The sequence below is a fragment of the Dinoroseobacter sp. S76 genome, from assembly GCF_049801095.1.
Lineage (GTDB): Bacteria > Pseudomonadota > Alphaproteobacteria > Rhodobacterales > Rhodobacteraceae > Dinoroseobacter.
The window spans coordinates 627,874-640,469 of the sequence record NZ_JBNAGH010000001.1 but is presented as its reverse complement, the minus strand read 5'-3'; the positions used below and the strand labels follow the sequence as shown (position 1 = coordinate 640,469).

General features: G+C 64.1%; 17 protein-coding genes and 1 other RNA gene. 13 read left to right on the top strand and 5 right to left on the bottom strand.

The features are described 5' to 3' along the window. Positions 1–119 precede the first annotated feature (119 nt). Complete coding sequence (locus ACP153_RS03110) at positions 120–914, bottom strand: pseudouridine synthase (protein WP_424969506.1); 795 nt, start codon at positions 912–914, stop codon at positions 120–122. Positions 915–996: 82 nt separating this feature from the next. Here ACP153_RS03110 and ACP153_RS03105 point away from each other — a divergent pair, with 82 nt between their 5' ends. Next, positions 997–1,452, top strand: a complete 456-nt coding sequence (locus ACP153_RS03105; protein WP_424969505.1) for a nucleoside deaminase — start codon at positions 997–999, stop codon at positions 1,450–1,452. A gap of 76 nt (positions 1,453–1,528) precedes the next feature. Here the strand turns inward: ACP153_RS03105 and ACP153_RS03100 are convergent, their stop codons facing one another. After that, positions 1,529–2,221, bottom strand: a complete 693-nt coding sequence (locus ACP153_RS03100) for a metal-dependent hydrolase (RefSeq protein ID WP_424969504.1) — start codon at positions 2,219–2,221, stop codon at positions 1,529–1,531. Positions 2,222–2,391: 170 nt separating this feature from the next. Here ACP153_RS03100 and ACP153_RS03095 point away from each other — a divergent pair, with 170 nt between their 5' ends. From ACP153_RS03095 to ACP153_RS03050, 10 genes are all read left to right on the top strand, one after another. Beyond that, a complete protein-coding gene (locus ACP153_RS03095) occupies positions 2,392–2,868 on the top strand; it encodes a hypothetical protein (protein ID WP_424969503.1) in 477 nt (158 codons plus the stop codon). Positions 2,869–2,950: 82 nt separating this feature from the next. Next, positions 2,951–3,616, top strand: coding sequence for a ceramidase domain-containing protein (locus ACP153_RS03090; RefSeq protein WP_424969502.1), 666 nt, complete (start codon positions 2,951–2,953; stop codon positions 3,614–3,616). A gap of 34 nt (positions 3,617–3,650) precedes the next feature. Next, positions 3,651–3,938 carry an Asp-tRNA(Asn)/Glu-tRNA(Gln) amidotransferase subunit GatC gene (gatC, locus tag ACP153_RS03085; RefSeq protein WP_424969501.1) on the top strand — a complete coding sequence of 96 codons (288 nt, stop codon included), beginning with the start codon at positions 3,651–3,653 and terminating at the stop codon, positions 3,936–3,938. Between the two features lie 3 nt (positions 3,939–3,941). Further along, positions 3,942–5,429 carry an Asp-tRNA(Asn)/Glu-tRNA(Gln) amidotransferase subunit GatA gene (gene gatA / locus ACP153_RS03080; protein ID WP_424969500.1) on the top strand — a complete coding sequence of 496 codons (1,488 nt, stop codon included), beginning with the start codon at positions 3,942–3,944 and terminating at the stop codon, positions 5,427–5,429. Positions 5,430–5,461: 32 nt separating this feature from the next. Further along, the gene (locus ACP153_RS03075; RefSeq protein WP_424969499.1) at positions 5,462–6,112 is read left to right on the top strand and encodes a hypothetical protein; all 651 of its coding nucleotides are present in this window, start codon (positions 5,462–5,464) and stop codon (positions 6,110–6,112) included. 62 nt (positions 6,113–6,174) lie between these two features. Then, positions 6,175–6,816, top strand: coding sequence for an N-acetylmuramoyl-L-alanine amidase (locus tag ACP153_RS03070; protein ID WP_424970002.1), 642 nt, complete (start codon positions 6,175–6,177; stop codon positions 6,814–6,816). A 12-nt stretch (positions 6,817–6,828) separates the two neighbouring features. Next, positions 6,829–7,213, top strand: an RNA gene (gene rnpB / locus ACP153_RS03065) — RNase P RNA component class A. An 80-nt stretch (positions 7,214–7,293) separates the two neighbouring features. After that, positions 7,294–7,785: a hypothetical protein gene (locus ACP153_RS03060; protein WP_424969498.1), complete on the top strand. Its 492-nt coding sequence runs from the start codon at positions 7,294–7,296 to the stop codon at positions 7,783–7,785. 134 nt (positions 7,786–7,919) lie between these two features. Next, positions 7,920–8,087, top strand: a complete 168-nt coding sequence (gene rpmG / locus ACP153_RS03055; RefSeq protein WP_012179442.1) for a 50S ribosomal protein L33 — start codon at positions 7,920–7,922, stop codon at positions 8,085–8,087. Positions 8,088–8,174: 87 nt separating this feature from the next. Continuing rightward, complete coding sequence (locus ACP153_RS03050) at positions 8,175–8,675, top strand: GNAT family N-acetyltransferase (protein WP_424969497.1); 501 nt, start codon at positions 8,175–8,177, stop codon at positions 8,673–8,675. Positions 8,676–8,733: 58 nt separating this feature from the next. Here the strand turns inward: ACP153_RS03050 and ACP153_RS03045 are convergent, their stop codons facing one another. Continuing rightward, the gene (locus tag ACP153_RS03045) at positions 8,734–9,456 is read right to left on the bottom strand and encodes a Bax inhibitor-1/YccA family protein (protein ID WP_424969496.1); all 723 of its coding nucleotides are present in this window, start codon (positions 9,454–9,456) and stop codon (positions 8,734–8,736) included. 168 nt (positions 9,457–9,624) lie between these two features. Beyond that, a complete protein-coding gene (locus tag ACP153_RS03040) occupies positions 9,625–9,843 on the bottom strand; it encodes a DUF1127 domain-containing protein (RefSeq protein ID WP_424969495.1) in 219 nt (72 codons plus the stop codon). Between the two features lie 125 nt (positions 9,844–9,968). Between ACP153_RS03040 and ACP153_RS03035 the strand changes: the two genes are divergently transcribed. After that, the gene (locus ACP153_RS03035) at positions 9,969–10,823 is read left to right on the top strand and encodes a LysR family transcriptional regulator (protein ID WP_424969494.1); all 855 of its coding nucleotides are present in this window, start codon (positions 9,969–9,971) and stop codon (positions 10,821–10,823) included. A gap of 3 nt (positions 10,824–10,826) precedes the next feature. Here ACP153_RS03035 and ACP153_RS03030 read toward each other — a convergent pair whose 3' ends face one another. Beyond that, complete coding sequence (locus tag ACP153_RS03030) at positions 10,827–11,786, bottom strand: NADPH:quinone oxidoreductase family protein (RefSeq protein WP_424970001.1); 960 nt, start codon at positions 11,784–11,786, stop codon at positions 10,827–10,829. Positions 11,787–12,171: 385 nt separating this feature from the next. Between ACP153_RS03030 and ACP153_RS03025 the strand changes: the two genes are divergently transcribed. Then, positions 12,172–12,543 (top strand): helix-turn-helix domain-containing protein, encoded by a 372-nt coding sequence (locus ACP153_RS03025; RefSeq protein ID WP_424969493.1) that lies wholly within the window; start codon positions 12,172–12,174, stop codon positions 12,541–12,543. The last annotated feature ends 53 nt before the right edge of the window (positions 12,544–12,596 follow it).

Sequence of the window (12,596 nt, the reverse complement as noted above, 5' to 3'; positions counted from 1 at the left end):
CCGCTCATCCGGGATCCCCACACCGTTCTCCGGCCCAATATATGGTGTTCCGCAGGTCTAGCCTAGGGTTTGGGCGCAACTATCGGGATTATTGCCGGATCCCGCGGAACCGGGCGCGATCAGCGCCGCGGCGGGCTGCGACGGCGGCGCGGGCGGGGCTTCTTGGTCTCGGGCGGTGTTTCGTCTTCCATCCCGAGCTGATCGCGGAGGACCTTTCCCTTGATCTCCTCGACCTCGCCCGCCTTCAGGTCGCCCAGCCGGAACGGCCCATAGCTGATCCGGATGAGGCGGTTCACGGTCAGCCCCAGCGCGCTCATGGCCCGGCGAATCTCGCGATTCTTGCCCTCGCGCAGCCCCACGGTGAGCCAGGCATTGGAGCCCTGCTGGCGGTCGAGGCGGGCCTCCATGGGTTGAAAGCGCTCGCCTTCGACCTCGATCCCCTTGCGCAGTGGGGCGAGATCCGCATCCTCCGGCGCGCCATTGACCCGCACGCGGTAGCGGCGCAGCCAGCCGGTGGAGGGCAGCTCCAGCTTGCGCTTGAGCCCGCCATCATTGGTCAGGAGCAGCAAGCCTTCGGAATTCAGATCAAGCCGTCCGACACTCATCACCCGGGGCAGTTCCGGGGGCAGGGCGTCGAACACCGTCTCTCGGCCCTTTTCGTCCTTGGCGGTGGTCACGAGCCCCGTGGGCTTGTGGTAGCGCCAAAGGCGCGGCGGGGCCGGGGGCTCCAGTGCCTTGCCGTCGAAGGTGATCTTGTCGGCCTCCGTGACGTTGAGCGCGGGGCTCTCGACGGTCTTGCCGTTCACGGTCACCCGACCTTCGGCAATCAGGCGCTCGGCCTCGCGGCGCGAGGCGATCCCGGCCCGGGCCAGGACCTTGGCGATCCGGTCGCCGGGAGGAGGGGTTTGTGTCATGGGCCGGGCTTAGCGAAGACCGGCGCGCTGGGAAAGCCCCAAGCGGCCTTGCCCGGGCGCGCGCGGCGCGGCATGAGGGGGCATGCGCCCCTTCGCCCGACATATGGATACCGCCCTTGCCGAGGCTCGCGCCGCTGCTGCGCGGGGCGAGGTCCCCGTTGGTGCCGTGTTGTTCGGGCCGGACGGGGCTGAGCTCGCCCGGGCGGGGAACCGCACGCGGGAGCTCAGCGATCCCACCGCCCATGCGGAGATCCTCGTGCTGCGCGCGGCTTGCGCGGCGGCGGGGTCCGAGCGACTGCCGGGCGCGGTGCTCTATGTGACGCTGGAGCCATGTGCCATGTGCGCCGCCGCGATTGCGGCGGCTCGGGTGGCACGGGTTGTTTACGGTGCCGCGGATCCGAAATCCGGCGGGGTGGCTCATGGCGCGCGGGTCTTTGCCCAGCCGCAATCCCATCACGCGCCAGAAGTTGTGGACGGGGTCGGCGCGGCGGAGGCGGAGGCGCTTCTCAAGGCCTTTTTCGCCGCGCGGCGCGCCTGATCGACGGACGCGTGTGCTGCGCGGTCAGGATGCCTTCGGCGAGGATATTTAGAGACTTAAGAAAGCCTGTCGCGCCCTAGAGCTCAATCGTTTCCATCACCTCGGGCGTGCGCACATCCGTGCCGGGCAGCCCGTCGATCAGCGCTTGTGCCGATTGGGCGAGCAGGGGGAAGGTCTTGTAGTGACAGGGGATGACGGTCTGGAAGTCAAAGAAGCTCCGCGCGGCATAGGCGGCGCGCTCCATATCCATGGTGAAATGGCCGCCACAGGCGAGGATGCCGATCTCGGGTTGGTGCAGATCGTTGAAGATCTTCATATCCGCCATCACATCCGTGTCGCCTGAGACATAGATCGTCTTGCCTTCGCCGCGGATCATGAAACCGGCTTCGGCCCCGGCATACATCGGCCCGTGATCCGTGGCGACGGAGGAAGAGTGCACTGCGTTGACCATGGTGACGTTCACCTCGCCGAGGGTTACGGTCCCGCCCTTGTTGAACCCGATCACCTCGACCCCCTCGGTTTCCGCCCAGAAGGTCATAAGGTCATAGATCCCGACAATCGGTGCGCCCAGTTCCCTGGAGAGGGCCACTGCATCGGGGCTGTGATCCCCGTGCCCATGGGTGATCAGGATCTGAGTGGCGTCGGCGATGGCGGCGGCCTTCTGATCGACCGGGAAGGAGGGGTTTCCGGTGATCCAGGGATCGACCAACAGGATCTGGTCGGCAATCTCGATGCGAAAGCCTGAATGTCCCAGCCAAGTGATTTTCATGCCATCTCCTCCATTCGCCGGTCGGGGTGCAGGGTGCCGCCAGAACCGGAATCGGTCAAGCCACGCGGGTGGCCAATTTTGACCAGATGGTCACCTGTGCTAAGCTCGCCCCCTGCGCAGCATTTTGCGCCTAAAAAAGAACAAAAATGACGACTTTTGGGAGGACTTTTATGAAACTCATTCTGTGTGCCGCATGTGCGTCCTTTATCGGGACAATGACTTTTGCCGGTCAGAGCTTTGATGGCTCTGGCACGGGTAGCGGGCAGTCCATGAACGAGGTGACCGTCCTGGGCGAGGGGCATATGCTGGTGCAATCCCTTAGCGCGTACGAACCGCTCGCGACCAACGACCCGGAGAACCCGATGGCCGGACTGCCGGGCAAGTGCTTTGGCTCGTTCGAGATCAATCGGGCTTCGGCTGCTGGAGCGGGGCATTGTGTCTTTGCAAAAGAGGGCGTCTCAACCGTCGTGACCGATTGGGTGGTCACCGGGATGACGGCGGAGGGCGCGATGACGGGCACATGGTCCGTGATTGGAGCCTCCGGGGCTGCGGCGGGCCTGACCGGCGGAGGACGTTTCAGCAACCTCTCGAATCGCGAGGCCGGCACCTTCGAGAACACCATTACCGGCGCGGTCGCGATGCCCTGATCCATAGCTGCGGGCCTCGGGCTTTTCCGCGGCCCGCTCTCGCCTAGGTTTCCAAGCAGGAGATCGCCGCGAGACAGGGGATATGGACGGGCTGCTGCACCAGATCGACGGGTATTGCGAGCGGGTGGATCCAAGCTATTGGGCCGAGCCGATCAACGCCGTGACCAATGCGGCTTTCGTGTTGGCGGCTTGGGTCATGTGGCGCCGGGTGCAGGGGCAGGGTTTGGCCCTGGCGGAGGCGATGTGCGGGCTGCTTGCGCTGATCGGGTTGGGGAGCTTTCTCTTCCACACCCATGCGCAGGTCTGGGCGGCGATTGCCGATGTGCTGCCGATTGTCGGGTTCTCGCTGCTCTATATCTATGCGGCGAACCGGCATTTCTGGGGCTGGCCGGTCTGGGGCGCGGGGCTGGGGGCGCTCGCCTATCTGCCCTATACGGCGCTGCTAACGCCGGTCTTTGCGGGGGTGCCGTTTTTCGGGATCTCGAGCTTTTACTGGCCGCTGCCGCTTCTGATCTTCGCCTACGCGGTTCTACTGCGCCGACGCGCGCCTGCAACCGCGCGCGGGCTGGCTCTGGGCGCGGGGATTCTCTGCCTGTCGCTGACCGCGCGCTCGCTCGACATGACCCTCTGTGCACGCCTGCCCCTGGGCACCCATTTCCTGTGGCATATTCTCAACGCGGTCATGCTGGGCTGGATGATCGAGCTTTACCGCCGCCACATGCTTGCAGGCCCCGTGCGCCAAGGCTAAACCCGGCAAAACCACGCTGAGCGGAGCCCTACGGATGTCCATTGATACCGAGACTGCACGCCGGGTCGCGAAACTCGCCCGGATCAAGGTCGAAGATGACGCGCTGCCTGCCCTGGCAGGTGAGTTCAACACGATCCTCGGCTTCATCGAGCAGCTCAACGAGGTCGATGTGGAGGGCGTGGAGCCGATGACCTCGGTGACGCCCCAGCGGCTGAAGCGGCGCGCGGATGTGGTCACCGATGGGGATCAGCAGGGCGCTGTGCTCGCCAACGCCCCCGATGCGCGCGAGGGCTTTTTCGCCGTGCCCAAGGTTGTGGAGTAACCCATGTCTGATCTGTCCTCCCTGACCATCGCTGCTGCGCGCGACAAGCTGCGCCGCAAGGAGATCACCGCCACCGAGCTCACTGAGGCGTGCCTCTCCGCTGTGGAGGCGGCTGACGCGCTCGGAGCCTTTGTGCACAAAACCCCCGAGCTGGCTCTGACGCAAGCTGGCCACGCAGACGCGCGGCTTGCCCAGGGCGATGCCCCCGACATGTGCGGCATCCCGCTTGGCATCAAGGATCTCTTCTGCACCAAGGGCGTGCCGTCCCAGGCGGCCTCGGCGATCCTCGAAGGGTTCAAGCCGGAATACGAATCGACCGTCAGCCAGAACCTGTTTGATGCGGGCGCTGTGATGCTTGGCAAGCTGAACATGGACGAGTTCGCCATGGGGTCCTCGAACGAAACCTCGACCTATGGCAATGCGGTGAACCCCTGGCGGCGCGGCAATGATGACGCGGCGCTGACCCCGGGCGGCTCCTCCGGCGGCTCGGCCAGCGCGGTGGCTGCAGATCTCTGCCTTGCCGCCACCGGCACCGATACGGGCGGCTCGATCCGTCAGCCTGCGGCATTCGTGGGCATCACGGGGCTGAAGCCGACCTATGGGCGCTGCTCGCGCTGGGGCATCGTGGCCTTCGCCTCCTCGCTCGATCAGGCGGGGCCCATGACCAAGGATGTGCGCGACGCGGCGATCATGCTGGGCACCATGGCCGGGCACGACCCCAAGGACAGCACCAGCGCGGATCTCGCGGTGCCGGATTTCGAGGCCATGCTGACGGGCGATATTCGCGGCAAGGTGATCGGGATCCCCAAGGAATATCGCATGGACGGCATGCCCGAGGAGATCGAGACGCTCTGGTCCGAAGGTGCCGAGATGCTCAAGGCCGCGGGGGCCGAGTTGCGGGATATCTCGCTGCCGCACACGAAATATGCGCTGCCCGCCTATTACGTGATCGCACCGGCCGAGGCCTCCTCGAACCTCGCGCGCTATGACGGCGTGCGCTTCGGCCACCGGGCCCAGCTCGGGCAGGGCGATGGCATCACCGAGATGTATGAGAAAACCCGTGCCGAGGGCTTTGGCCCCGAAGTGCAGCGCCGGGTGATGGTCGGGACCTATGTGCTCTCGGCTGGGTTCTACGACGCCTATTACAACCGGGCCCGCAAGGTGCGTGCTCTGATCAAGCGTGACTTCGAGACGGTCTTCGCCGATGGGGTCGATGCTATCCTGACCCCGGCCACGCCTTCGGCGGCGTTTGGTCTGGGCGAGATGATCGATGCGGACCCGGTGCAGATGTATCTCAACGACGTGTTCACCGTCACCGTGAACCTCGCCGGGCTGCCGGGCATCGCCGTGCCCACGGGCCTTGACCGCAAGGGCCTGCCCCTCGGGCTGCAGCTGATCGGGCGTCCCTGGGAAGAGGGCGATCTGCTCAACACCGCCTATGCGCTCGAAGAGGCTGCGGGCTTTGTGGCCAAGCCGCAGCGCTGGTGGTAGGCTCGCCTGCGGGGGCAGTGAAGAGGTTTGGTATGCGTCTCGTTTCGACAGTCGGAGCATTAGGTCTCGCCGGTATTCTGGCGGCCTGCACATCCGTGCCACCCAATGACGTGGCCGGAGCCGGTCCGGGATTTGGCACCAGCTATGGCGCCTACGGGACCGAGCGGCAGGCCCGCGATGCAGCGCTCTCGAGCGGCGAGTCGATCATTCTGCCCGAAGGCGCGGATCCGACCGATCTGGCCGTGGCCGAAGCGGTGGCGGCAGGGGCCGAGCCCGACCCGAACCTTTTGCGTCGTGGTCCGGGCATCTCGGATGAGAACAGCTTTGACGCGGTGTCCGAGCGCGTGACGATCGAAAGCGATCGGGAACGTCTCGCCGCGCAACGCGAAGCCTTTCAGGTGATCGAACCCACGGAGCTGCCGGACCGGCCTTCCGGGGATCTCGCTTCGATCGTGGAGTTCGCGCTGGCGACCTCGCATCCCGTGGGAACGCCGGTCTATTCCCGCAGCCCGATCCGTCTATCGACCCGCGGCTGTGACCGCTACAGCGACGCCAACGCCGCCCAGCAGGCTTTCCTTGATGCCGGCGGGCCGCAGCGCGACCGCAGCGGGCTGGATCCGGATGGCGACGGCTATGCCTGTCGCTGGGACCCGAGCCCGTTCCGCCTCGCGGTGCGCAACTGACCCAGATCCTCGAGCCGCGCTCGCCCAATTGCGGGCCGCGCAAGAACGGGCTCACGCCGCGCCTGATCGTGCTGCATTACACGGCTATGCAGAGCGCCTCCGGGGCCATTGACTGGCTCTGCAACCCGCAGGCTGAGGTTTCCGCCCATTATGTGATCGCGCGCGATGGCGCCGTTACCCAGCTTGTTCCCGAGGACCTGCGCGCCTGGCATGCGGGGCGGGGGCAATGGGGGGGCTGCACGGATTTGAACAGCGCGTCGATTGGGATCGAGCTCGACAATGACGGGGTCAGCCCCTTTGCCGCGCCGTTGATGACCGCGCTGGAGACGCTCTTGCCGGCTATCATGGCCCGCTGGTCGATCGGGCCTGCCCAGGTGATTGGCCATTCCGACCTTGCCCCGGGCCGCAAGATCGATCCGGGGCCGCGCTTTGACTGGCGGCGCTTGGCACGGCAGGGGCTGGCAATCTGGCCTTCTGAGGCCGGGCGGGCCGCGGCCTCGCAACCAGTGGTGGATGGCGCGCGGTTTGCCGCGGACCTGGCCAGATTTGGCATGACGGCGGAGGTCGACCCGGAAACTCGGTTGGCGGCCGTCCGGTCGCGCTTTCGTCCCGGGACCAGCGGGCCGCTCGACGCGCAGGATATGGCGCTGGCTGCAACGCTCGCGCACCATTGGCCCGTTGACCCCACCCTTGGGCAAGGATAACAGCGCAGTCGCGCGGAGGGCTGGATGGCCGCTTGGGCATAGCTATCTGTCCGAGAGGAAAGTCCGGACTCCACGAAGCAACGGTGCCGGGTAACGCCCGGGCGGGGCAACCCGACGGAAAGCGCCACAGAGATCAGACCGCCCGTCTCCGGACGGGTCAGGGTGAAACGGTGGGGTAAGAGCCCACCGCGGGCCTGGCAACAGGACCGGCACGGCAAGCCCCACCGGGAGCAATGCCAAATAGGGATCCCGCCGCGCCTTCGGGGGCAGGGTGGCTTCAACCCAGGGATCCGGGTTGGCAGCTAGAGTGCACTGGCAACAGGGCACCCAGAGGAATGGTCATCCAGAGACGGCCTGCCGTCTTGGACAAAATCCGGCTTACAGGCTCTCCGCGCAGATTTGTAATCTATTTGTGACTGTATTTCTGTCTAGTTTGTGTTACACAAATGGAGATCGATAACCGCCACAGTGATTACCATGGAAGATCTTCCCAATACATTCAGCGCCGGGACCAGCGCGTTTTCTTTCGATCAATCCGCTGCGGCTGAGGCGGGGCTTTTTGATTCCGACATTCTGGATGCTTTGCTGGGAACGCTTGCGGGCAAGCTCGATCAGTCGCTCTTCGTGGTGACGGCCACCGGGCGCATCCTCGTGGCGACCGGCCGGCCCTTCGGATCGGCCCAGACCTGCGTGGGCGGGCGCTATGCATCGCTCTGGCCCCGGGAGAGCCGCAGCCTGGCCCAGGGCGCGCTGGACGCGGCATTGACCGACGCGCGGGAGCTGAGCTTCGTGGTGTCCTGCGTGCCCGGCGAGATCGGCCCCCAAACCTGGGAGGCCACCCTGACCCCGCTGCAACCTGCGCGCTCCAGTGATGCGCCGCTCGCCCTGTCGCGGCGGCTTGTGCTGGTGGCCCTGCGGGATGTGACCTCCGAGACCCGTGTGGCGGACCTTAAACAACGGGCGCGCTGATCCGCGCTGCGCTTGCCGCACTTTCCATGTCGAATCGCGGTTGACAGGCGCGCCGGTGCCAGTAAAAGCCGGGGTTCAAAGTTGATCGAGGGTCAGACGCGACTCTCGCCCGCAATCTGCCAGGAGACCGCAACATGGCGAAGCCGACGACCATCAAGATCCGCCTCAACTCGACCGCGGATACCGGCCACTTCTACGTAACCAAGAAAAACGCCCGGACCATGACCGAGAAAATGGTCGTCCGGAAATATGATCCGGTTGCGCGCAAGCATGTCGAGTACAAGGAAGGCAAGATCAAGTAATCTGCCCCACCGACGTTACGATCCAAGCCGCGCCTCCGAGCGCGGCTTTTTCTTTGCGCGATCCCCACCCAGCAGAGGAGGCCCGAGATGACCTTGACCAGACGTGTTGCGACGGCGCGGGATGTTGCGGCGGTGGATGCCCTGCTCGCGCGCAGCTATCCGGTGCTGCTGAAGCCCGACTATCCGCCCTCCGTGCTGGTGACGATCCTACCGGTGATCTCGCGCGCCCAGCCCGCGCTGGTCACCTGTGGGACCTACCACGTGGTGGAGGAGGGGGGAGAGATCCTCGCCGCCGGCGGCTGGACCCGGGGCGCGCCCGGGGGTGGGACCGTGACGCCGGGGCTGGGCCATATCCGCCATGTGGTAACCGATCATACCCGCACGCGAGAGGGGCTGGGCCGGCGCCTGATGAAGGATATCATGGAGGAGGCGCAGGAGGCCGGTCAGACCCGTCTCGAAGCGCTCTCGACCCTCACGGCCGAGCCATTCTACGCGGCGCTGGGCTTTGTGTCCCTGGAACGGGTGGATGTGCCCATCGGTCCGGCAGGACTGCGGTTTCCGGCTGTGCGGATGGAAGCCCCGCTCTAGCGCAAAGAAAAAGGCCGGCGCGAGGCCGGCCTTTCCTAGTCTGTTGATCGTCCTGCGATCACTCGCGATTGCCGAGGAACTGCAGCAGGAACATGAACATGTTGATGAAGTTGATGTAGAGGCTCAGTGCGCCCATGATCGCCGACTTCGCCAGCCACTCCTGATCCCCATACTGCGCATGCTCGATGTATTCGGTCTTGATGCGCTGAGTATCATAAGCGGTCAGCCCCGCAAAGATCAGAACCCCAAGGCTGGAGACAGCGAAGGCAATCGCCGGGGAGCCGAGGAAGATGTTCACGATCGAAGCGACGATCAGGCCAATCACCCCCATGAACAGGAAGCGGCCCCAGCTGCTCAGATCTTTCTTCGTCGTGTAGCCAAAGAGGCTGAGCGACGCGAAGGCGATCGCCGTCACGAGGAACGTGGTGGCGATGGAGACGCCGGTATAGATCGCAAAGATGTAGCTGATCGAGAGGCCCATCGCGGCAGCAAAGGCGTAGAAGAACACTTGAGCGGCGCCCGAGGACATCTTGTTGATCATCGCGCTGAAGGCAAAAACCATGATCAGCGGGGCGAACATTACGACCCATTTCAGCGGCGTCGCAAAGATTGCGGCCAGCATCTGCTCATTGGTGCCAACAGCCCAAGCGACAGCGCCCGTCAGCACCATCGCCACGGACATGAGGCCATAGACCTTGTTGAAATGGGCGCGAAGCCCTTCATCGATCTGCGCAGAGCGGGCGCCAACGCCAGCAGTGCGGATCGTATCGTATTGTGCCATTGAACCCTCCTTGAAAAAGACGAGCCGATGGCGCGGCCCGGATTGCCACTGATATTGGCGAACATGGCCGAGTTTTCAAGAGTGTGCTGCGGGGAAACCGGCCTTCTTGGTAGCAGATTCCCCCTTCATTTTAATGGTGGATCGTAAAAGCCGTGTTTTTGACGCACCTTATTTGCGCCAGCCTTGCGGCACATCCCAGATCGGACGCTCGGATTCGCGATCTGCGGCCTCGCGGGACAGGCCGATATCGTTCAGCATATGGGCATCAAGACCGCGCAATTGCTTGCGCGTTCGGCCAAGGGTCAGCAGATGCACAAGGCGCGGAAGGGAAAAGCGCGCAGGACGGGGCGCAGGAAGGGACGCGGATAGGGGGAGGGAGGCACGCATGGGTCTATCCTTTCTGATTTGCGATGGTTTGCGTAAAGGTCATCACCTTTTCTGATGTATATGGCAGGCCTTGACTCATTTTAAAAACGAATGATTGTGATGCTCGAAATCATGAAAGGTGATACATGCCCCGCAATCTCGACCTGACGGCTTTGCGCTCTTTCGTCTCCGTGGCGGAATCCGGTGGGGTGACCAAGGCCGCCGGGCTCTTGAACCTCACCCAATCGGCGGTCTCCATGCAGCTCAAGCGGTTGGAGGAAAGTCTCGGGCTCGCGCTTCTGGATCGGTCGGGGCGGGGGATCGCGCTGACGCCCACGGGGGATCAGCTCCTCTCCTATGCCAAGCGGATGCTGGCGCTGAATGACGAGATTTATGCGCGGATGACCGATCAGGCCTTCGAGGGGAAGATCGCCCTCGGCGTGCCCCATGACATTGTCTACCCGGCGATCCCGCAGGTGCTCGCCCGGTTCACCCAGGACTATCCGCGGGTGAAGGTCGACCTGATTTCAAGCTTCACCATGCGTCTGAAGGAATTTCTGGCGAATGGCGAATGCGATCTGATCCTGACCACCGAGGATCATGTGGAGCGCGGCGGGGAGGCTTTGGCGGCCCTGCCGCTGGTCTGGATCGGTGCCGTGGGTGGTCAGGCCTGGCGCCGCCGTCCCTTGCCGCTCGCCTTCGAGCAGAGCTGCCTTTTCAAGGATTCCGTGCAATTGGCTCTGGATGAGGCGGGCATGGATTGGTCCATGACCGTGCAAGCTGAGTCTGCGCGCACCATCGAGCCGATCGTGGCGGCGGATATGGCGGTGCATGCAGTGATCGAGGGGACCGAGCCCGCCCATCTGGAGCGGATTTCCCATGGGGGCGAGCTGCCGAAGCTCGCGACCAAGCAGATCGTGCTCTATGGTCACCGCGCGGCGGGCGATCCGGTGCGGGACGCGCTCGCGGATCTCCTGCGGCAGGCCTACGCGCAGCTTTGAGCCTCAGATCTCGATTACGACCTTCCCGGTTGAGGCGCGGCTGCGCAGCAGTTCCAGCCCCTCCGCCGCCTGATCCAGCGGCAGCACATGGCTCACATGGGGGGAGATCTTGCCCGCGCCGTACCACTCAAACAGGGTCGCGAGACTGTCCGTGAGGGCCTTGGGATTGAAGGTCAGAAACCCGCCCCAGTAAAAACCCTGTACCGAGATGTTCTTGACCAGCAGGTGGTTCGGCTTGATCTGCGGCAGATCCCCCGAGGCAAAGCCGATGATCAGCATGCGCGCCTCCGGGTTGCAGGCCCGCATCGCCTCGGTGAAAGCGTCGCCCCCCACGGGGTCATAGACAACATCTGCGCCTCCGAGCGCCTTGACCGCCTCGCGCAAATCGCCTGCATCGCTGTCGATCAGGTGGTCGGCCCCGGCCTCCTTGGCCCTTTGCAGCTTGTCCGCGCCGCGCGCGCTGGCGATGACCTTGGCGCCCATGAGCTTGCCAATCTCCACCGCTGTCAGGCCTACACCGCCTGCCGCGCCCAGAACCAGAAGCGTCTCGCCCCGCTTCAGATGGGCCGTATGCTCCAGCGCCAGATGGGAGGTGCCATAGGCGATCTGGAACCCGGCGGCATCCGCGGCGGGCATCCCATCCGGCAGGGGCACGCAGCGCTCGGCTGGAAAGCAGCCATATTCGGCCAGCCCGCCCCGACCGCCAAAGAGCGCGACCCGGGTGCCCACCGGCGGCGCCTCGGTCCCCGGGCCATGGGCGTCGATCACGCCTGCCACTTCCATCCCGAGGGTTGTCGGCAGCGCAGGTTTCTCCTGATACTTGCCCTTTGACATGAGTAGATCCGCAAAATTCAGGCCGCAGGCCTCGATCTTGAGGCGCACTTCCCCTGCTGCGGGCTCGGGGAGGGGAATGTCTTCGATCTGAGGGGGGGTCTCGTAGGACTGGATACGGAACGCGCGCATGAGGTTCTCCGGCTGGGGCCCGAGGACCCGGATCTGACTTCGGGCAAGACTGTAGCGATGGCGGCGGGCAACGACCAGCAGAGACCCGCCCATCCCCATCGGCAAAGGGCCGCCGGATCTTGGCGGAATGCAGTGCAAAATAGGAATCTACCGAAGGATGTATTGCAAAATGCGTTGCAAAATGCAAAACACCTATAAGGAGACTAGCTGCTACCGGCAATAACCCGCTTGGGGAAATATGCGTTAGCACTTCATGTTTAGGAAGTTGCTAGGTTTTCCAAGGGCGAGTCGTTTTTTTTGGACCAGTCGACAGATTCTTTACCGACATATGGCTCACTTGGCACGAAACTAGCTTGATAAACCCACAGGAGAAAAGGAGCGTTCTATGAAACATCCCGTTGATGTCCATGTGGGCAAACGCGTGCGTCACCGCCGCTGGATGGTGGGTATGACCCAGCAGCAATTGGCCGACAAGGTTGGAATCAAGTTTCAACAGATTCAGAAATACGAGACCGGCATGAATCGCGTCAGCGCGTCCCGTCTGTGGGAAATCGCGTCTGCATTGGGTGTTCCGGTGAGCTTCTTCTTCGAAGGTCTGGGTGCAGCTCAGGTGGCCGAGGCCCACGAGATGGACATGCCGGGCGATCTGCTATCGGACAAGGAAGCGCTGGAACTTGTGCGCTCCTATTACGCGATCCCGGAAACCCAGCGGCGCCGTCTCTTCGACCTCGCACGGGTTCTCAGCGACGCGGCCTGAGCTTGACCTGAGCCATCGCGGTCTGTAGCGCGGTTTCGTAACCGCGGGAGAGA